At 50.3% G+C, this 19,243-nt stretch carries 18 protein-coding genes; 6 read left to right on the top strand and 12 right to left on the bottom strand.

Annotation, left to right across the window (positions count from 1 at the left end):
• Nucleotides 1-2: 2 nt before the first annotated feature.
• Nucleotides 3-395, bottom strand: a complete 393-nt coding sequence (locus ACO0K8_RS15375; protein WP_422947535.1) for a MerR family transcriptional regulator — start codon at nucleotides 393-395, stop codon at nucleotides 3-5.
• 133 nt (nucleotides 396-528) lie between these two features.
• Nucleotides 529-2,715, bottom strand: coding sequence for a putative bifunctional diguanylate cyclase/phosphodiesterase (locus ACO0K8_RS15370; RefSeq protein ID WP_422947534.1), 2,187 nt, complete (start codon nucleotides 2,713-2,715; stop codon nucleotides 529-531).
• A 158-nt stretch (nucleotides 2,716-2,873) separates the two neighbouring features.
• Between ACO0K8_RS15370 and ACO0K8_RS15365 the strand changes: the two genes are divergently transcribed.
• Nucleotides 2,874-2,996, top strand: a complete 123-nt coding sequence (locus ACO0K8_RS15365) for a hypothetical protein (RefSeq protein ID WP_422947533.1) — start codon at nucleotides 2,874-2,876, stop codon at nucleotides 2,994-2,996.
• Here ACO0K8_RS15365 and ACO0K8_RS15360 read toward each other — a convergent pair.
• From ACO0K8_RS15360 to ACO0K8_RS15325, 8 genes are all read right to left on the bottom strand, one after another.
• On the bottom strand, nucleotides 2,977-3,855 hold the full coding sequence (locus ACO0K8_RS15360) for a peptidase (RefSeq protein WP_422947532.1): 879 nt from the start codon (nucleotides 3,853-3,855) through the stop codon (nucleotides 2,977-2,979). The two genes, ACO0K8_RS15365 and ACO0K8_RS15360, sit on opposite strands and share 20 nt — an antisense overlap.
• Before the next feature lie 100 nt (nucleotides 3,856-3,955).
• Complete coding sequence (locus ACO0K8_RS15355; protein WP_422947531.1) at nucleotides 3,956-4,783, bottom strand: transglutaminase family protein; 828 nt, start codon at nucleotides 4,781-4,783, stop codon at nucleotides 3,956-3,958.
• Nucleotides 4,784-4,801: 18 nt separating this feature from the next.
• On the bottom strand, nucleotides 4,802-5,752 hold the full coding sequence (locus tag ACO0K8_RS15350; protein ID WP_422947530.1) for an alpha-E domain-containing protein: 951 nt from the start codon (nucleotides 5,750-5,752) through the stop codon (nucleotides 4,802-4,804).
• A gap of 1 nt (nucleotide 5,753) precedes the next feature.
• Nucleotides 5,754-7,190, bottom strand: coding sequence for a circularly permuted type 2 ATP-grasp protein (locus ACO0K8_RS15345; protein ID WP_422947529.1), 1,437 nt, complete (start codon nucleotides 7,188-7,190; stop codon nucleotides 5,754-5,756).
• A gap of 182 nt (nucleotides 7,191-7,372) precedes the next feature.
• Nucleotides 7,373-9,409, bottom strand: coding sequence for a sodium:solute symporter family protein (locus ACO0K8_RS15340; protein WP_422947528.1), 2,037 nt, complete (start codon nucleotides 9,407-9,409; stop codon nucleotides 7,373-7,375).
• The gene (locus tag ACO0K8_RS15335; RefSeq protein ID WP_422947527.1) at nucleotides 9,402-9,680 is read right to left on the bottom strand and encodes a DUF4212 domain-containing protein; all 279 of its coding nucleotides are present in this window, start codon (nucleotides 9,678-9,680) and stop codon (nucleotides 9,402-9,404) included. The genes ACO0K8_RS15340 and ACO0K8_RS15335 overlap by 8 nt, the downstream gene beginning before the upstream one ends.
• Before the next feature lie 77 nt (nucleotides 9,681-9,757).
• A complete protein-coding gene (locus tag ACO0K8_RS15330) occupies nucleotides 9,758-11,368 on the bottom strand; it encodes a sensor histidine kinase N-terminal domain-containing protein (protein WP_422947526.1) in 1,611 nt (536 codons plus the stop codon).
• The gene (locus ACO0K8_RS15325; RefSeq protein ID WP_422947525.1) at nucleotides 11,365-12,093 is read right to left on the bottom strand and encodes a response regulator; all 729 of its coding nucleotides are present in this window, start codon (nucleotides 12,091-12,093) and stop codon (nucleotides 11,365-11,367) included. The genes ACO0K8_RS15330 and ACO0K8_RS15325 overlap by 4 nt, the downstream gene beginning before the upstream one ends.
• A 484-nt stretch (nucleotides 12,094-12,577) precedes the next feature.
• On the opposite strand from ACO0K8_RS15325, the gene ACO0K8_RS15320 reads away from it, so the two are divergent.
• Nucleotides 12,578-13,354, top strand: a complete 777-nt coding sequence (locus tag ACO0K8_RS15320) for a hypothetical protein (protein ID WP_422947524.1) — start codon at nucleotides 12,578-12,580, stop codon at nucleotides 13,352-13,354.
• Between the two features lie 289 nt (nucleotides 13,355-13,643).
• Nucleotides 13,644-14,387: a peptidylprolyl isomerase gene (locus ACO0K8_RS15315; protein ID WP_422947523.1), complete on the top strand. Its 744-nt coding sequence runs from the start codon at nucleotides 13,644-13,646 to the stop codon at nucleotides 14,385-14,387.
• Nucleotides 14,388-14,443: 56 nt separating this feature from the next.
• Here ACO0K8_RS15315 and ACO0K8_RS15310 read toward each other — a convergent pair whose 3' ends face one another.
• Nucleotides 14,444-16,072 carry a mechanosensitive ion channel family protein gene (locus tag ACO0K8_RS15310; protein WP_422947522.1) on the bottom strand — a complete coding sequence of 543 codons (1,629 nt, stop codon included), beginning with the start codon at nucleotides 16,070-16,072 and terminating at the stop codon, nucleotides 14,444-14,446.
• A 216-nt stretch (nucleotides 16,073-16,288) separates the two neighbouring features.
• Between ACO0K8_RS15310 and ACO0K8_RS15305 the strand changes: the two genes are divergently transcribed.
• The 3 genes from ACO0K8_RS15305 to ACO0K8_RS15295 all read left to right on the top strand — a co-directional run bounded on the left by ACO0K8_RS15305 (nucleotide 16,289) and on the right by ACO0K8_RS15295 (nucleotide 18,503).
• Nucleotides 16,289-16,798 (top strand): DUF1993 domain-containing protein, encoded by a 510-nt coding sequence (locus tag ACO0K8_RS15305; RefSeq protein ID WP_422947521.1) that lies wholly within the window; start codon nucleotides 16,289-16,291, stop codon nucleotides 16,796-16,798.
• Between the two features lie 267 nt (nucleotides 16,799-17,065).
• Nucleotides 17,066-17,884, top strand: a complete 819-nt coding sequence (locus tag ACO0K8_RS15300; protein WP_422947520.1) for a DUF2726 domain-containing protein — start codon at nucleotides 17,066-17,068, stop codon at nucleotides 17,882-17,884.
• 61 nt (nucleotides 17,885-17,945) lie between these two features.
• Nucleotides 17,946-18,503: a GNAT family N-acetyltransferase gene (locus tag ACO0K8_RS15295; RefSeq protein ID WP_422947519.1), complete on the top strand. Its 558-nt coding sequence runs from the start codon at nucleotides 17,946-17,948 to the stop codon at nucleotides 18,501-18,503.
• A gap of 1 nt (nucleotide 18,504) precedes the next feature.
• Here the strand turns inward: ACO0K8_RS15295 and ribA are convergent, their stop codons facing one another.
• Nucleotides 18,505-19,137 (bottom strand): GTP cyclohydrolase II, encoded by a 633-nt coding sequence (ribA, locus tag ACO0K8_RS15290; protein WP_422947518.1) that lies wholly within the window; start codon nucleotides 19,135-19,137, stop codon nucleotides 18,505-18,507.
• Nucleotides 19,138-19,243: the final 106 nt, after the last annotated feature.

The following is a 19,243-nucleotide window of genomic DNA, read 5'->3' as shown; positions in this document are numbered from 1 at the left end:
AGCTATTCGGGCTGAGATTTAAAATCGGCCTCCATAGCAGCATACATGGCAATTTTTTTATACATCACATGCAAATTGCCCTGCAGTTCTGCCAGCCTCACTTCCAATGACAAGGTATGCTGCTCCAGCATCGCCTTGCGCTCAGACACACTTTCCTGATGATTGCCTAGCCTGCGCAGTTCGGCGTAGCGCAACATTTGCTTAACCGGCAAACCGGTAGAGCGCATTTTCAGCAAAAACTCTATCCACAGAATATCTTCCTCGCGGTAGCGTCTGTGGCTATTGTCCTGACGCGGCACTGCATCGATCAAACCTATCCGCTCGTAATAGCGTAGCGTGTGGACAGGCAGGCCAGTAGCGGCTGCCGCTTGTTGTATCGTCAGAGAAGTGGTCATAGCAAACAGTGTATTTGTTAGAGTGCACTCTAAGTCAAGCGCAAAGCAGCAGTTTAAAGTCACAAGTTTAATTTCGCGAGTTTAATTGAGGAGCATTAAAAAACATTCAGCCATGCTGGGACTGGCAAAATAATTAGGTATTAAGCTGATCTAACCAGCTTTGCAAACCCTGCCCGTGCAGCGGACGGCTGGCGAAATAGCCTTGCATGGCATCACAGCCAAGTGCGAGCAAGGTGTCGCGCTCGGCCTGGGTTTCTATGCCTTCGGCAATCACGCTTAAATCCAAGCCGTGTCCCAGTTCTATTATGGTTTTTACCAGCCGCTGGGTAGCCGGATGTTGATCGATGTCGATCACAAAACTGCGGTCTATCTTAAGCTCGCTGACCGGTAGTCTTTGTAGATAAGACAGCGACGAATAACCGGTGCCGAAATCGTCTATCGACAAGCCGATGCCGGTAGCACGCAGGCGATGCAACAAGGCGATCGCTGCGCTAGGATCTTCCATAATTCCGCTCTCGGTGATCTCCAGTTTTAATAAGGCGGGCTTGACCCCAAACTGCTGCATCAGTGCGCTAAGGCGTTCGGCAAAATGTGGATCGCGTAAATCATGAGTGCTGACATTGACTGCGATGCTCAATGCAGGATGACTGGTTTTCCATGATGCCAAAGTGAGTAAGGCGCTCTCCAGCATCCATTGCGTAATCATGCCTATGTAGCCGGTGCTCTCAGCAAACGGAATAAACTCGACAGGCGAAATAAAACCGCGCTGCGGATGTTGCCAGCGTACCAGTGCCTCAAAGCCATACGCCTCGCCACTAGCGAGTGTAAATTTCGGTTGCAACCACATCTGCAATTCTGATGCCTTGACGGCCGAACGCAAATCGGACAAGAGACTTAAATGGCTCAGACGAGACGCTTCTTGTGCATCGCTATACCAGGCCGTGCTGTTACCACTACGTTTGGCCGCGTACAGGGCGATCTCGGCATTGCGTAATAAGGCCACCACTGGCAAGGCCACTTCGCCGGAAGCGGCAATCCCAAACACCAGGCTGACATCGACCGTGTGTGGGCCGCAACGAATAGGTTCGACCAGCGCTGCCTGTACCGACTCTTTAAAATTTTCTATCTTTGGCCGATCCGGCCCGCTACTCAAAATCGCAAAACAATTCCCGGATAATCGATACAAACTTGCGTGGGCGCTGCTCAGCGCAGTATCTTTACTTAAGACCTCTGCGATACGCAAACCGGTCTGCTTGATGACGGTATCGCCGGTATCAAAACCCAGGGTCTCATTAACCGTCTTGAGGCGCGCCAGATCCATCAGTATCAGCGATTTATGCGGAAAAGCGTCCTGCTCAGACTGACTCACCAATTGGGTGCGATTAGGTAAATCGGTTAATGCATCGTAATACGCCAGATGCGCTATCTCGCGCTCTCTGGCGGCAATCGCAATGGCCATGGTGTTTAAGGCGAGGCCGACACGTGCGACTTCTTCGGTTTTAGTGGGCGGCACTCTGGCTGCATAATCGCCACCGGCAATTTGCAAGGCGCTGCTCTCCATGCGCGCTAGGGGGCGCACCACACTGCGCGTAGTCAGCCAGGCCAGCACAGCGGCGACCAGCACTGCCAACAGCGCCAACAAACTGATGATGCGGCCGGTACGTTCAAGATCTTGCTGCGCTTGCAGCTGATGCGCCTGTATGCTGTCACGCTCACGAGCCAGCAAAGAATTCGACTCCGCCAGTAAAGCCGACAATGCCGGCTGCACGTCTTTGACAAAAGTACGTTTAGCAGCTTCCGGGCCCTCATCTTCTAATTGATCTACCGTAGTAAAAAAACCGCGTTGATATTGCGCGCGGCATTGCACCAAGGCTTGCAGGGTTTGCTTTTGCTGCTCATCCTCAAAAGACTTGGCGAGTGCCGTAATCAAGGTATCGATCTGGCGATTTTTTTCATCGACCGCTGCGTATTCAGACTCACGCTGGGTCCGCGCTGCCGTCAATAACAGCAATAAAGCATTGCTGGCGCCCTCGGTGGAGAGGCTCAGCGCCTGCACATTAAGCAGGCGCTGCATATCGTTGCGGGCAAATTTTTCACTCAGGTCAGCCATCTTGTGTATCTGCGCCACGCTGATACTGGCCACTACCACAAAAATCCCCAACAGCAAGGCATAGCTCAGCGCCAGCCGCACCCCGATCCGGCGCAAGCGAAAAAAGATACTCAGTCTATCGACGATGGCTGTCATAGCGGCATACTTGGTGGGGACTCTGGAGTAGGCATAGAAAACATCGCCATTAATTCTGTTGAGCACTATACCCATGGTCGCACAAAACCACCGCGAACGAGTAAAAACACTTACTCACTATACTCCAATGCGCCAGGCAGCCGTAGCGGCAGTGGGTGAAAACTGTAGAAAATAGTAAGATTTAAGCCTGGACCTGGTTTTCAAACTAGGCACTAGCCCAGCGCGCATAGCCCATGCGGGTTTCCAGCCTGCCTGGCCTGCAAGCGGCATGGGATATGCGCCTTGGCGAGGTGAAAAATACGCAAGCAAGCCTGCATGAGGGGCTGCGCATGGCTATCAATGTTGTGCGTGAGTGAATTGTTGCGCCAGCGATTGCAGTGGCGCGGCATCGAGGTTGACGGAAGCGCTAAGGTTTTCTGGCAAGGCCACACGTACCGGCGCACTCTGCCGATTTGCGCTGGACAGCACATTATCGCCGGCCTCGGGTTGGGCATTCCAGACCGGATCAGCGATTCCCTCAAAGATGGTTTTGAGCTGCTGCCCCCAACTGCTGCGTATCATTTGAAAATATTGATTTTTCTCATCGATGGTGACGAAGCGGCTCACTGCCAGACTATTATTTTGATACACCAGCAAATCGAGCGGCAGACCTACCGAGACGTTAGAGCGTAAAGTGGAATCCATAGAGATCAAGGCACATTTGGCGGCTTCGTCCAGCGTCGTGGCGGGCGTGACTACGCGATCGAGGATGGGTTTGCCATACTTGGCTTCGCCAATCTGGAAATAGGTGTTTTCGTTATGCGACTCGATAAAATTGCCGGCCGAATAAATCTGAAACAAGCGGCAACGCTCGCCCTTGATTTGTCCGCCAAAAATCATGCTGACATTAAAATCAATGCCAAAATCGGCCAACGCTTTGGCATCGCGCTGATGGATGCTGCGCACCGCTTCGCCTAGAATACGGGCGGCTTCATACATATTCGGGGCATTCCAAATGCTACGGCCATCCTCGCTTACATGCTCGGACACCAGCTCGCGTATCGATTGCGAGATCGATAGATTGCCGGCTGTCATCAAGACCATCATGCGATCGCCAGGGTTTTCAAACACGCTCATTTTGCGGAAGCTGCCGACCTGATCAACCCCGGCGTTGGTACGTGAATCGGAAAGAAAAACCAGGCCATGGTCCAGCCGCATGCCAACACAGTAAGTCATGATAGTCAGTGTTTACGGAATGAGACGAGCCCGGCGTACGGTCTTGGATACTATGCGCCGGAAGAATTCGCCTATCCTTGGTTGAGTGAATGGCGCAATTTTACACCAGGGAGTGGCCGTTACTCACTGCGGCGATCTGTACTTGCACACTTAACATCTCATTACCACCACCGTGTCTGACCCCTCGCACCGGAGCTGCAGCATCATAATCACGGCCCACCGCCAGGCGGCAATAGGCATCACTCATCAGGCGGGCATGGGTGACATCGATACTGACCCAGCCAGCGAAGAGTTTTTCGCAGACCCAGACATCAACCCAGGCGTGGCTAGCGGCATGCTCGGTGTTACCCGGATCTATATAACCAGACACATAGCGTGCCGGAATCCCACGTGCATGGCAACAGGCGATAAATAAATGGGCATGATCCTGGCAGACCCCCGAGCCCAGTTGCAAGGCATCGTCGGCACTGGTGGTGACGATGGTGGAGCCGCTGCGATACGCCACGGCGGCACAGATCTGCTCGGCCAGAGCGAGTAATTCTCTGGTATGAAAAGAGCTCGCATCAGGCAAGGCTTTGGCAACAAATTCACGTATGGTGGGGCTCGGTTCGGTCAGTCGGGTTGCCACCGTAAATACTAGTGGCGGCAGGGTTTCGGCATCCATCAGGCGGCCTAGATGCGGGCGCGTGGTCTCGACCAGGCCTTGCACCACGATAGCAACTTCCTTGTGTACACCGTTGATGGTCAGGGTATGGCAGAGATTGCCGTAAGCATCGGTGTATCCATGCCGGTGGCCAGAAGTGTGCATATGCCAGGACAATACCCGTTGATGCGACTCCAGGCGTGGCGTCAGGCGCAACTGCTGTATGGTATAGGCCAGCGGCGCGGTATACCGATAGTTAGTCTGATGTTTGATCGATAGCTGCATAAGGGAGTAATGCTCCGGTTAAACCGCGATAGGCACAAGAAAATCCCGGCTGATGCGCTTTCCAAGTTCAAAAATACGCTCTAAAAATTGGCTCAAGGTGTCATGCAAACCATGCGCCAGGACTTCTTCGATATGCGAAAACTGTAAGTCGGCCTGCAGTTTTCCAGCCAGACGCTCGGTATCGGCAGAAGCGTCGTTTCTCACTTCGCGTAAATTACTCACCACTTCGTCCATACACGCCAACAGCGAGCGCGGCATATCGCCCCGCAAGATGAGTAATTCAGCCACCCGTTCTGGCGTAATCACATCACGATAGACCTTACGATAAATCTCGAAGGCCGAAACTGAACGTAACAGCGCCGCCCAATAATAGAAATCTCTCGGCGTCATTTCTTCGCTTTGTCCGTTGTCTTTGGCGGCATGAAACTTCACATCGAGTATGCGCGCGGTATTGTCAGCGCGCTCTAAGAAAGTGCCGAGGCGAATAAAATGTATCGCCTCGTCTTTTAACATCGTGCCTATGGTGACACCACGCGACAGGTGCGAGCGATACTTGACCCATTCAAAAAATTGACTGGGGTCGCGCTCTAGCAGGCCGCCATCCAGACGCTTTTGCATATCCAGCCAGGTTGCATTTTGGGTCTCCCACACCTCGGTGGTGAGGGTGCCGCGCACAGCCCGCGCATTTTCGCGCGCCGCCGTCAGGCAAGCAGCAATCGAGGAAGGATTGTCAGGATCGCGCACCATAAAATTGAGTACATCTTTGGCATTGAGCAGCGGATATTTATAGTCATAGGCGGCTTGTAACTCAGAAATCCCCAGCATCGCACGCCAGCCTTTTTCGGCATCCTCAGCCGATTGCGGCAACAGCGAAGTCTGTAAATTCACGTCTAGCATACGCGCGGTATTTTCGGCACGTTCGGTGTAGCGTGCCATCCAGAATAAATGATCTGCGGTGCGACTAAGCATCTTAATTCTCCAATATCCAAGTGTCTTTAGTGCCGCCGCCTTGTGATGAATTCACCACCAGCGAGCCTTCTTCCAGCGCGACCCGTGTCAGGCCGCCAGGTACCATCGTAATGTTCTTGCCGGACAGAACGAAGGGACGCAAGTCGATGTGACGTGGTGCGATGCCGCTATCGACATAGGTAGGGCAAGCGGATAAGGCCAAGGTCGGCTGGGCGATATAAGCATCTGGTTTGGCGATCAGGCGTTGCCGGAAATCCTCTATTTGTTGTTTGCTGGAAGCAGGTCCGACCAACATGCCATAACCACCGGCACCGTGGACTTCTTTCACCACTAACTCTGGCAAATGCGCCAGCGTGTAGGCCAGATCCTCGGGCTTACGACATTGATAAGTCGGGACATTATTGAGTATGGCTTGCTCCGACAGATAAAATTTAATCATGTCCGGCACGAAGGGATAAATCGATTTATCGTCCGCCACCCCGGTACCGATCGCATTGGTCAATGTGACCCGGCCAGCGCGATACACCGACAACAATCCTGGTACGCCGATGCTGGAATCAGCGCGAAACGCTAGCGGATCCATAAAGTCATCATCGATGCGACGATAAATCACATCGACCCGCTTCGGCCCGCGCGTGGTGCGCATGTACACGGCATTGTCGTTGACGAATAAATCTTTACCCTCGACCAGCTCCACCCCCATCTGCTGCGCCAGGAAGGCATGCTCAAAATAGGCAGAGTTATACATGCCAGGCGTCATCACCACGACGGTAGGATTTTCTACCCCCATCGGGGCCACCGAACGCAGATTATCGAGTAGCAAATCGGGATAGTGATCGACCGGCGCAATTTTATTGCGGGCAAATAATTCAGGGAACAACCGCATCATCATCTTGCGGTCTTCCAGCATATACGAGACCCCGGAGGGCACACGTAGATTGTCTTCCAGCACGTAGAATTCGCCTTGCCCGGCACGCACGATATCGACGCCGGCGATATGCGCATAAATATCAGACGCCACCGAGATGCCGTGCATCTCTGGCCGGTATTGCGCGTTCTTGTAGATTTGTTCGGCCGGGATAATGCCGGCCTTGATGATGTTCTGATCGTGATAAATATCATGAATGAACATATTCAAGGCTTTTACCCGTTGCACCAATCCAGCCTGCAGATGCGCCCATTCGGTCGCCGGAATAATGCGCGGAACGATATCAAACGGGATCAGGCGCTCGGTGCCGGCATCGTCTCCATACACCGCAAAAGTAATACCGACCCGGCGAAACAAGATGTCGGCCTCGGCACGCTGACGCTGTATGGTTTCGGGCGCTTGTTCACTGAGCCAGCTTGCGAACTCACGATAATGTTCACGCGTCGCTGCCGCCGTCAAGGCAGAGAAGCCAGTGCCATCCGCCGTCATTTCATTGAAGAATTTTGCCATGATGTGTGATCGCTGTTGTTTCACACTTTACTAGCAAGAAGCAAGCCAAGTTAGGACTTACTCAAAATTGTTCCCGCTAGGCGTAACGCCGAAGACAGTACTTTAGTACGACAAGGCGAGTACAAGGCCGCTGGGGCGGCTTTGCGTAAGTCCTACAAGTTTAAAAATCCAGCACCAGCACACTAGGGTTCTCGAAGGTAATCGATCAGAGCTATCGTTCTGGCATCAGGTGGCGGAGTCAGCAAACTCACCGCAAACATCGTGATAAAACCGCAAGGCACGCCGAACACGCCTGCCGAGATCGCCGCTATATGCCACCATTGATTATTCGCATTGCCACCAAATAAGGGGTGGGTACTGAGCATATAGAACACGCATACCGCAAAACCAGTGATGATGCCCACGATGGCACCCGGTTGATTGGCGCGTTTCCAAAAAATGCCCAAAACTAGTGCAGGAAAAAGTGTGGACGCCGCCAAGGAAAAAGCTGCACCAACAAGTGACAAAATATCGGCCGGTTTAAGAGACGCCACATATGCCGCCACCAAGGCCACCACCAATAATAATAATTTAGAGATGGTGACCCGCTTCTGGGTCGATGCACTGGGATCGACCATCTTGTAATAAATATCGTGCGAGAGCGAATTGGAAATCGTCAGCAACAAACCATCCGCCGTCGACAGCGCGGCGGCTAAGCCACCGGCCGCCACCAGACCGGAAATCACATACGGCAAACCTGCAATCTCGGGCGTAGCCAACACCACGATATCAGCGTCGAGCGCGATTTCGGCCAGTTGTACAATGCCGTCATGATTAATATCGACGATATTTACCAGCGGATTGCTTTTATCGATACTCGCCCAATAGGTGACCCATGAAGGCAGTTTGTTAAAATCCATGCCCACCAACGAAGTATAAATATCGTACTTCACCAAAATCGCCAATGCAGGGATACTGATATACAGCAGCATGATGAAAAACAATGACCAAAATACCGAGTCACGACTCTCGCTCACCGATGGCGTGGTGTAATAGCGCACCAAAATATGCGGCAATGCGGCAGTCCCCACCATCAGGCAAAATACCAGCGCCATGAAATTATTCCGTTTGATATCCGACTCTGCCGCTGTTTTTGCTGCATATGGCGTGTAATTGGACTCGACCGGCTCAGCACGCGCCAGATTAGCATTTTTCGCTTCCAGCCAAACCGCTTGCGCCTCCTGGGGCGACTTGGGGTAATTGGCGAGTGCCTTACTGGCAGCCTTGATTTGTATCAGCGTAGCATTGCCCGACTTGAGCTCATCTAAATGCTGACGTAACTCGAAGCGCCCGGTTTCCCACGAGGCAGGCAACTGATTAATTCGGACTTGATACGACTCGGCGCGCTGTTTAAATATTCGTCTAACTTCTTGCTCTTTGGGCTCCTGGGCAAAAATTTTTTCAAAAAATTCTAACTTAGGTACTATCTCGCCATACGCCACTTGCGGTACCGGCACCTGGGTATGCTTGATAGAAAGCCAGGTGACCGGAATCATGTAGGCGATAATGATGACAATATATTGCGCGACTTGAGTCCAGGTCACGGCGCGCATGCCACCCAAAAAAGAACAGACCAAAATACTGGCGAGACCTAAAAATATACCCACGGAAAAATCCACACCGGTAAACCGGGATGTGATCAAGCCCACTCCATAAATTTGTGCCACGACATACGTAAAAGAAATAATCACGGTGGCAATCACGGCTAGTACCCGCACCACATTGCTGCCGTGAGGGCCAGCAAAACGCGTGCCTAAAAAATCTGGAATACTGTATTGGCCAAATTTGCGTATATAGGGCGCGATCAGCAGCGCCACCAGACAGAAACCGCCGGTCCAGCCTATGATGTAGGCCAGACCATCAAAACCTTGTAAATACAAGCCTCCAGCCAGGCTCAAAAAACTGGCAGCCGACATCCAATCGGCGGCAGTCGCCATGCCATTAAAGATGGCAGGCACGCGTCGACCCGCCACATAATATTCCGAGATATCTGAAGTGCGGCTCATCACGCCAATACCAGCATACAAAATAATGGTGGCGAACATGAACAGGTAACCTATCCAGGCACGTGGTACGCCTTCTTTTTCTAACACCGCCAAACTAATGAGAAAGGTGACGAACAGCAGGGTGTACCAACCATAATAAATCGCCAGCCGCTTGGTAAATGCGCGCTCACTCATGTTGATTTTCCATGGCGGCAAGCAGCGTCATATTTTTTTGTCTGGCCGCGATGCGGTGGGACTTCAAGGAGAAAATCGCCAGTATCAACACATATATCAAGGTCAGACCCTGCGCCGCCATGTAAAAAGAAAACGACCACCCGAAGAATCTCAAGCCACTCAACTCACGTGCAAAAAACAAGATGCCGAAACTCAATAGCAACCAGCTGAGCAAGAGGCTCATAGTCAAGCGCCGTGTTTGCCGCCAATACGCACTAGGTTCTTTATTCACGTCTATACCTTGCAAAATTACACTGCTAATTTACGTTACTAATTTACGTTACTAAATTACGCGAGCAAATGACACTGTTAAGTCACATCGTCTATCAGACTGTCATGTGGGTTTAACTGAAACGACACTCTGAAAATACATCCTGGAAATTGCGGATCTTGATTGTGAGGATTACTGACTATCTCTATCTGCGCATAGTGTTGCTGGGCAATCTCACGCACTATCGACAAACCTAAGCCACTGCCCTGAACATTGCTACCGAGGATGCGATAGAAACGATCAAACACATGTTCGCGTTCGCTCTCCGGTATGCCAGGGCCGTTGTCTTCCACTTCCAGGATCGCCAACGCCTGATCTTTATTGAGCGCCGTTCTGACGGTCACGCTATGCCCCTGCGGCGTATAGCGGATCGCGTTATCGATCAAATTACTCAAGAGTTCACGCAGCATCACCGCATTACCAAAGATCTGTATCGCTTCATCAGCCTGTTCAAACCCGAGATCGATACGGTTAGAAAATGAGGCGGGTATCCAGTCTTGCACGGTACTGCGCGCCAGATCGGAAAGCGCGATCAATTCCAGAGGCTGGGTGGCGGGAGCGGCATTTTCGGCACGTGCCAGACTCAATAATTGATTAATGAGGCGGGTAGCAGCTTCTGAACTCTTAGACAATTGCAGCAAGGATCGATGAATTTCTTGCTGATCGGTCTGGCGTAAGGCTAATTCTGATTGCATACGCATACCGGCCAGCGGCGTCTTCATCTGATGCGCGGCGTCGGCGATAAAGCGCTTCTGTATCGCGATCGTCAATGAGAGCCGCGCCAGCATCTCATTTAATGAGCGTACCAGCGGGGTAATTTCTTCCGGTACCTGATGCGAATCGATAGGACTGAGATCGTCCGGTTTTCTGGCACGTATGCGTTGCTGCAACTCTGCCAGCGGAGACAGTCCACGGCTCAGAGCAAACCAGACCAGCGCCAGCGCCACCGGCAAAATAATAAACTGCGGCAAAATCACACCCTTGATGATTTCGTTGGCCAGCACGGCGCGTTTTTCCAGCGTTTCGCCCACCTGTATGAGCGCCAGACGCGGTTCAAAATTGCTCGTCACAGGATTGCCAGGGCTGGCGCGATTGAGGTCAATATAGCTATACGCGACCCGGATCTCGATGCCATGCAGTTTATCGTTGCGAAACAAAATATTGCCGGGATTCGGTCTATCCTCATCCACCGGCAAGGACAGTTCGCGGTCGCCGTCTATCAGTTCGCCCTGGTAGCCTTTGATTTGATAATACACATTATCAAGATCGTCAGCCCTGAGAATATCGCTTGCGGGACTGGATAATTGCACCACCACTTTGGCGTCGACCTGCCGCACTTGTTGCGACAAGACTAGCACCTTATCTTCCAGTGCCCGGTCAAAAGGTTGATTCGCGATCGCCTTGGCGACCAGATAGGTAATGGCGATACTCATCGGCCACAGCAGCAGCAGTGGCACCAGCATCCAATCCAAGATCTCACCAAACAGCGAACGCTGGATTTTTTCGGCCGGCTGCCCGTGCTGATTTTCGGGATGCTCGCTGTTATCTATGTCTGGCTCGTGAGCGCTAACTGACGTCAAGCCTAACTCGGAAGCAGATGCTGCATGCGCCCCATTAAGCGAGGCGTCCAGGCGACTGCTGTTCGTCATGAAGTTTCATTAGTGCTAGCAGGCGGCACGGCAGTCGGAGTCGTCGTGAGCGTTGGCGTGAAGATTTTCTCCAGACAATAACCGAGACCACGGACAGTCGCGATACGCACTCCATCGACTTCGATTTTTTTTCTTAAGCGATGCACATACACTTCGATCGCATTATTACTGACCTCATCACCCCACTCGCACAGATGATCGACCAGTTGTTCCTTCGAGACTAAGCGACCGGTTCTTTGCAGCAAAACCTCCAGTAAGCCGAGCTCGCGCGCCGACAAATCCAGCATTTGATCGTTGATGTAGGCGATACGCCCGACCTGATCATAGGTGAGCGGGCCATGTGTGATCAGAGCCGGACCGCCGCCAGCACCGCGCCGTGTCAGCGCTCGTACGCGCGCTTCCAACTCGGACAAGGCAAAAGGTTTGGCCATGTAATCGTCGGCCCCCAAATCAAGGCCCTTGACGCGCTGCTCAACCGAATCGGCGGCCGTCAAGATCAACACCGGCAAATGTGAATTACGGGCCCGCAAGCGGCGCAAAACTTCTAGCCCGCTCAGCTTAGGCAGGCCCAGATCGAGTATCAGCAAATCAAAATCTTGCGTAGACAGCGCGGTATCGGCTTCTTGTCCATTGTTGACACAATCGGTAGCATAACCAGATTGCCTCAGTGAACGGGTCAAACCATCTGCAAGTACACTATCGTCTTCCGCGAGCAAAATACGCATGGGGGTAATCTTCTGGCCTAGCCGTGTAAACAGTTTTATTTAAATCGATTTAATAGCTTGGGCTATTCCGTTCTGTCAGCAGCAAAAAACGGCCAGCAGATCATACCGAGCATGCATTCTAGTTTACTAGCAAATCGCTGCTTTACTCCGTGGCAAATGGCATAAGTGATAAATATTCATCCCTGACAGCGCGATCCAGCGATTTTTGTCGTATTTTGACTAAACCAGCCAAAAAAGAACTTCCAAAAATATTAGCACCTGCCCCAGCGCGCATATCCCATGCGGGCTGCAGGCCAGGCAGGCTAGAAACCCGCATGGGATATGCGCGCTGGGCTTGCCTCTAAAATAATTGAGAAAATCGCTGCCCCGTCTGTAAAGCGCTTGCATCAACCTACCAGCCTCGTTAGGATAGCGTCTCTCGAATTTGCATCAGCGGTATACTCGCAGCTATCAGCACTGCCATCGCAAGCCACCATAGAAAACCATGACTATCATCATCAACGAAGAGCTACGCGCTTACATCGATCCCTTAACGTTCAACGAGTATCAGGCCTTGGAGCGCAGCATACAGACCGAAGGTTGCCGTGATGCACTGGTACTCTGGGGCGAAGTATTAATCGACGGACATAACCGTTATGCGATATGCCAAAAACACGGTATAGAATTTAAAACGGTACAAAATACCCGCTTCACCAGCATAGAAGATGTGATGCTCTGGATGATAGATAATCACCTGGCTCGCCGTAGCGTCTCCGACTTTCAACGCGGCGTACTGGCTTTGCGAAAAAAGGAAATCGTCGCAGCCCGCCTCAAGCAGAACGAAGTGCCTGCTTCGGCCGAGAGTCCGGCAGTCGAAGTTGCGCCTAAACAGACGCGCGAAGAGGTGGCAAAAATCGCTGGCATCAGTAGCAACGCCATCAACCAGATAGAAAAAATTCAGCGCACCGCAACCCCAGAATTAGTCGCAGCGGTGCGCTCCGGCACCATCTCCATCAATGCGGCCGCCACTGTTGCCTCCCTGCCTAGCGAACAACAAGTAGCCGCCGTTGCCGGTGGCAGAAAAGAATTGCAACAAGCGGCCAAGCAAGTACGCGAAATGCGCGCGGCAAATCAAAGCAGCAAACCACGTGAAGAAAAACCAGCAGCACCACTCAGTGCAGCGGATGAAAAAATGGCCTCTCTGGTAGCGGAAAATACATCACTCAAAGCCCAGGTAGCAGAATTAACTTTGGCACTCAAAGCCGCACGCGAAGCGGCGTAAATTAGCGCTTAAAGTGAGTGAGGCAAATTGCGCTGAACTCTTTAGGACTTACGCAAAATCGCTCCAACTAGGCGCACTGCCGAAGACAGTACGCTAGTACGGCAAGGCGAGTGCAACAACGCCGGGGTGGTTTTGCGTAAGTCCTACTCTTGAAAATTTCGTTTTCGCCCATAATTGGATGCGAGATTTTCATGATTTACCCACTTTGTTTCATGCAATTGGCAAAATTAGTAAAAATTAAATATGTCCCACACTCACACTAACCTCATTCATAGATAGGAAACTTCCCATGGTAATTAGCGTCAACGGCACTGAAATCAGCGAAGCCAATATCGCCACAGAAATCGCCCAAGCGGTCGCAGCCGGCCAACCTGAGGGCGATGAGCTGCGCGATGGCGCCATCCAGGAACTTATTTTGCGCAAGCTCATGCTCGATGAAGCAGCGCGCCTGGGCATCAGCGCTGCCAGCGATGAAGAAACAGTTGGCACCCTGTTGGATCAAGAAGTTGATTTTGAAGATGCGGACGATGCCACATGCCGCGCCTTTTACGATCAAAACCCCTCCAATTTCCAACAAGGCGAAATGGCTGCTGCTAGCCACATTTTATTCGCGATCAATGACGATGCCAGCGCTGGCTTAGTCAAAGCAAAAGCTGAAGGTGTGTTGGAGCAAGTACAGGCCAATCCTAGTCACTTTGCCAGTCTGGCGCGCGAGCATTCCACTTGCCCGTCTGGTAAAGAAGGCGGTGCCTTAGGCAAGTTTGGCCGTGGCCAGATGGTTCCTGAATTCGAGACTGCGGTGTTTAGCACCGCCCCCGGCGCGATCGCTCCTGGTTTGGTCGAAACTCAGTTCGGTTATCACATCATTCAAGTCACAGAGCGTGAAGGCGGCGAAGCTGTCAGCTACGACGATGTCAAAGAAAGACTGCAAGAATTTTTGACTGACATGGCCGGTCGCAAAGCCACCCACGCCTATCTGGCAAAATTGTTGGCAGCAGCAAAAGTAGAAGGCTATCAATTTCCCGCTTTTTAGTCCGCGCAAATACCATTAAATCGGGGGCTGGAAGAGTATTCTTCCAGCCCCCGATTTTATTTTGCAGCAGCAGGAGCACGATTCCAATTCTCTTTGGCCACTAGCTTTTCTTGCGCCGGATCACCCAGATAATGCGGAGACATGATCTGTACGCCATATTCATTAAAAACATCCTGAATATTTGCATGCAGCAAATTCATCACTTCAGCCCTGGGACGTGGCTCGCTAGGGACGGCCTGACAGATCAGCAAGTACTCTGGGTAAAAATCCGACAAGGCGGTCTGAAACACTTTAGGAGTCGGCTCTATTAACACGCCAGGAGTACGTAAGGCCGCTTGTATCAACATCGCATGCACCTGCCGCCATGGTGTGTCGTAGCCTATGGTCACCTTGGTATCGACCACAAAACCCTGGCCCTGCACCACCCGGGAATAATTTTTAGTCACATTGCCCAGTACCAGAGAATTCGGTATGGTCAACTCCACCCCCATGCCGTTGCGAATTCTGGTGGTAAACATCCCCATTTCACTAATCGTACCTTCATGCTCCATCACATGGATGAATTCACCTTTACGGTAAACCCGTGAATAGGTCAAAATCAAGCCGCTCGCCGCCTGACCGATCAAACTAGATGCCCCCAAAGAAATCATCAAGCCAACCAAGACCGACACACCTTTGAACGCCTCGGTTCCGGCACCAGGTAAATATGGATAAGCCATAGCCAGTGCAAACAACCAAACGGCAGTCGTCGCGATCCGCCGCGTAGGGCGAACCAAATCGGCATCCAGCCATGAAACGCGAAGCACGCCGTTTTGTATGCTGTCAAAAATGCCGCTCAGTCCTTGATTGACCAGCTTGGCCAAAAAGAAAATAACCAGAGCAGTAAATATATCCGGTATCGCTTTAAGGATCGAGGTGCCAATATTTGCAATCAAATTAAATAAGAAGTCGTTTAAATGTTCGCCCCAAGGACGGGTGAACGGAAACTGCGACATCACTAAACTGAGCCATTGGTAAGTCAGTAAAAAAACAATTACCCATAACAATAGTTGAAACAAACGATGCAAAATCCACAGGGTACGCTCGCGATTGATTAGTTTTGCATGCACTAAATCCAAGTCATCCAATTTGGCACTAGCGAACGACAAGATGCGTGCTTCTATCAGGCGTCGTAGGCGCTGTACGCCCCAGACCAAGACGATGAAAATAATACTGGCAATTAAAACGTAGGCAGCAGCACGCAGCATATTTTCCACGCTACGGCTTTCCTGAGTTTCCGCAACTACCGCACTGAGTTTTGCGACCACATCTTTAGCGACTCCCTCCAGCGTCTCCTGTTGAAATTGATCGATGTCATCTGGTGCGATATAAAAACTGCCCGCGCCATCAATTTGTATCAGGATACCTGGTGGCATCGGCAAGGCCGTCACCTTGTGATTGCCATTCGGACTGAGTTGTTGCTTTATCCGGCGTTGAGCGCGCGCGACCCTATCAGCCGGCTCTATCCCTAGCACGGATGCACGGAAACTCAGAATGTCACGATTAAAAATACTAAGACTGGCCTCCTTCTCTTTGCTCTGCGTATTTTGTGTATTCTGCGCGTCAACGAGCGCTTTATCGACGGCATTGCTGCTTAACGCGCAACACATCAAGCACAGAAATAAACAACATCTAAAAAAAATCATTTCAAGCGTCCTTCTATATTTCGATTAATTGTTTGAAATATGACATCACAAAAAGCGCGCAGCCTATGTAAATTTGCACTATTTTCAGCTATCTTATCAGCTATTTTCGAGTAAATTGTGAGAATAACAGCTAACACTATTATGTAAAAACCCGCATAAAAAAACGCAAATCGCAAACACTCTTATAATTCTTCTACCTTCCACTGAAAGAGAATTATGAATCAAGCGATGTACACCAGCTCTATCCCTGTCTTTAAGCAAATGCTAAATAGCCTGCAAGTGATCTTGAGCAAAGCTGAAGAGCATGCAGCAGCAAAAAACATCGATGCCAATGTGTTTTTACAGGCACGTCTTAGCCCGGATATGTTTTCGCTGACACGACAAGTGCAAATTGCAGCTGATTTTGCCAAAGGTGTAGCCGGACGTTTAGCCGGTGCAGAACTGCCAGAATTTGCCGATGATGAAGCCAGCTTCGCCGACTTACGTGGGCGCATCGCCAAGACTTTGGCCTTTATCGAAAATTTAACTCCTGCCCAGTTTGAAGGAGCTGAATCACGCGAAATTACATTGCGCCCGGGAACGCCAAAAGAAAAGACCTTAATCGGTTCAGCCTACCTCTTAAGCTATGGCTTACCACAGTTTTTCTTCCACGTCGCGACCGCTTACGGCATCCTAAGGCATCATGGTGTAGAACTCGGCAAACGTGACTACATGGGGCAATATTAATTTTTGAGGAATTAATTTAGCACTACGGATATAAGTAATGACCGAAATTTAAATAATTTAGGTCATTTCTTATATTTTCCTGTTTTAGAGATGAAATATCGGGTTAAGTTCTCAAAAAGACAATATTGTTAGTTCTTATAACAACAGTTTTAGAGTTAGTCTTGCTTTTGAAACTAAATAAATACACACTTGCGTTACTCGCTTTTCATTACCATTCGGAAAAGTACGAGGCCAATTTTTGCTATTTAACCCAATTTGAGCTTCTCCATGTTTTCGCGCCTTCTGAAGAAAAATAAATCTAGCACCCCTGCATACGAAGAAAAACGATTTTTTCGTCACGAAGACGAAATTTTCTATGGTCGCTTACGGCGAGCATTGCCAAATTGCTATATCTTTCCAAAAGTTGAGTTATCCGCGTTAATGGAACCCATTAGCATGAGCGAGAAACAAAGAGTGGCCGAACTTGAGCTACTCAAAGGCCGCAAGGTTGACTACGCAATTTTTGATGCTAGTCTAGGCCTGCTGTGTGTAATTGAGCTAAGTACACAAGCCGATTCTGAGGATAATCACCTCTCGAACACTGAATTTTTAAAAAGCGCGGGAATTAAAAGCATACGCTGGAACCAAAATCCACTCCCCTCGTCGGATCAGATTTTGAGAACGCTGGCGCCATTTTCCTCCCTGGCTTCACCGAAACCAGACATTGCAGCCAGCACCATCATCAAAACTTCTTATGTGGAAGCGCCTAAGACTTTAGACACAGTACAGGTCATGTATCAGTCCGATCCTGAACCAAGTAACATCATGGGTTTGTCGGTAGCGGCACTTGAAAAGCTTGCGCCAAACGGACATCTTAAAACACGTTACCCGCACGTCTGGCAGCGTATTTGTCTATTTAGTACCGAGCCCAAGCATCTCAAGAAATACCTTGCCTCGCTCTTCTTGCAAGACCGGGGCGTAGAGCGCGCTGGATTTCCCGCAGAAGTGATTAAGGAAATCACCGATATCCAGGGCGAGAATGAAAGATTTTTACAGATATCGACACCACGCGGCACTACATGGGACACCACATTCGTTAATCGCTAAATCAGCAAACCGCGCCGCTTCAGGCGCTTTTTTTGCAAGCGAACAAATTCCGCATCAAAATATGTTCAAGTCCAGACTGAAGTCTTTCCCAGTGCTACAGACACAAAGCTACCGCCTTCGAAAAATACGACGTAGCGATATTGATAGTATTTTCAAGGGCTTATCAAATCCTCGCGTAAGCGCCTGGTATGGAATTTCTTACACGAGTAAACGTGCCACACAAAGCCAAATGAAATGGTATCGCCGCATACTAAAAGAGCGAACTGGAATTTGGTGGGCAATCTGTCACGCCGAAAATCCGACTGAACTATTGGGAACTTGCGGTTTTTATCACTACGACAAAGATAATCGAAATACCGATATGGGTTATTGGCTACACGAGGAGTGTTGGGGGCAAGGGATAATGTCCGAGTGTCTATCAACCATACTAGCGTATGCATTTTCAGGAATGAACTTGCACCGAGTTGAGGCAGAAGTAGAGCCAGAAAATTTTGCCAGCGTAGCTTTATTAGGCAAGCTCGGATTCCACTTCGAGGGCCGACGCAGGCAATGCGAATGGAGACACGATCATTACATCGATCTGGAATACCATTCGCTACTTAATCCGGAGTTTGAGTAAATTAAAGATCCGGCTGCATCAAATGACCAAGCTTACTAACCTTGGTACTTAAATAGCGCTCATTGTACTGATTGCGTTCTATGATTAAGGGGATATGTTCTTCAACCCGTATCTGCATCCCCTCCATCGCCGAAATCTTGCGAGGGTTATTCGTCATCAACCGTAAAGAACCGATCCCTAGATGCCTCAACATAGGCTCGCACAAGCTATAGCTACGCAAATCCGCTGCAAAACCGAGTTGTTGATTCGCTTCTACCGTATCAGCGCCCTGATCTTGTAAACGATAGGCATGCACTTTGTTTAATAAGCCTATGCCACGCCCTTCTTGCCTCAGATACAGCAAGGCACCACGACCTTCTTTGGCAATTTTTTGCATCGCCATCTCAAGCTGCGGACCGCAATCACAACGCTGGCTAAATAAAGCATCGCCTGTCAGGCATTCTGAGTGCAGACGCGCCAACACAGGCTTGCCATCTGCAACATCGCCTAAAGTGAGGGCAATATGTTCTTTACCGGTAGCGACTTCCACAAACGCATGCATCTGAAAAGTTGCCCAGGTCGTTGGCAATTGGCAGGACGTGACGTATTCCAATGTTTGATCTTGGCTACTGACAGACAGGTCCTTACTAGGCATAACAATTCTCACGGATTCTTTTTGAGGGTTAAAGCTTATTTAAAACTTATATTAATTGCATCGAACAAAACAAAATGAAATAAACCAAACCATTTTGTTTTACCTT

This window comes from Undibacterium sp. Ren11W (assembly GCF_049340485.1).
In the GTDB taxonomy this organism is placed as follows: domain Bacteria; phylum Pseudomonadota; class Gammaproteobacteria; order Burkholderiales; family Burkholderiaceae_D; genus Undibacterium.
The sequence above is the reverse complement of the archived record's forward strand: the minus strand, read 5'-3'. Positions and strand labels throughout refer to the sequence as shown.

Coding starts and splice junctions, on each gene's coding strand:
- ACO0K8_RS15375 (WP_422947535.1), bottom strand. CDS start 395: ATGACCACTTCTCTGACGATACAACAAGCGGCAGCCGCTACTGGCCTG.
- ACO0K8_RS15370 (WP_422947534.1), bottom strand. CDS start 2,715: ATGGGTATAGTGCTCAACAGAATTAATGGCGATGTTTTCTATGCCTAC.
- ACO0K8_RS15365 (WP_422947533.1), top strand. CDS start 2,874: ATGCGGGTTTCCAGCCTGCCTGGCCTGCAAGCGGCATGGGATATGCGC.
- ACO0K8_RS15360 (WP_422947532.1), bottom strand. CDS start 3,855: ATGACTTACTGTGTTGGCATGCGGCTGGACCATGGCCTGGTTTTTCTT.
- ACO0K8_RS15355 (WP_422947531.1), bottom strand. CDS start 4,783: ATGCAGCTATCGATCAAACATCAGACTAACTATCGGTATACCGCGCCG.
- ACO0K8_RS15350 (WP_422947530.1), bottom strand. CDS start 5,752: ATGCTTAGTCGCACCGCAGATCATTTATTCTGGATGGCACGCTACACC.
- ACO0K8_RS15345 (WP_422947529.1), bottom strand. CDS start 7,190: ATGGCAAAATTCTTCAATGAAATGACGGCGGATGGCACTGGCTTCTCT.
- ACO0K8_RS15340 (WP_422947528.1), bottom strand. CDS start 9,409: ATGAGTGAGCGCGCATTTACCAAGCGGCTGGCGATTTATTATGGTTGG.
- ACO0K8_RS15330 (WP_422947526.1), bottom strand. CDS start 11,368: ATGACGAACAGCAGTCGCCTGGACGCCTCGCTTAATGGGGCGCATGCA.
- ACO0K8_RS15325 (WP_422947525.1), bottom strand. CDS start 12,093: ATGCGTATTTTGCTCGCGGAAGACGATAGTGTACTTGCAGATGGTTTG.
- ACO0K8_RS15320 (WP_422947524.1), top strand. CDS start 12,578: ATGACTATCATCATCAACGAAGAGCTACGCGCTTACATCGATCCCTTA.
- ACO0K8_RS15315 (WP_422947523.1), top strand. CDS start 13,644: ATGGTAATTAGCGTCAACGGCACTGAAATCAGCGAAGCCAATATCGCC.
- ACO0K8_RS15310 (WP_422947522.1), bottom strand. CDS start 16,072: ATGATTTTTTTTAGATGTTGTTTATTTCTGTGCTTGATGTGTTGCGCG.
- ACO0K8_RS15305 (WP_422947521.1), top strand. CDS start 16,289: ATGAATCAAGCGATGTACACCAGCTCTATCCCTGTCTTTAAGCAAATG.
- ACO0K8_RS15300 (WP_422947520.1), top strand. CDS start 17,066: ATGTTTTCGCGCCTTCTGAAGAAAAATAAATCTAGCACCCCTGCATAC.
- ACO0K8_RS15295 (WP_422947519.1), top strand. CDS start 17,946: ATGTTCAAGTCCAGACTGAAGTCTTTCCCAGTGCTACAGACACAAAGC.
- ribA (WP_422947518.1), bottom strand. CDS start 19,137: ATGCCTAGTAAGGACCTGTCTGTCAGTAGCCAAGATCAAACATTGGAA.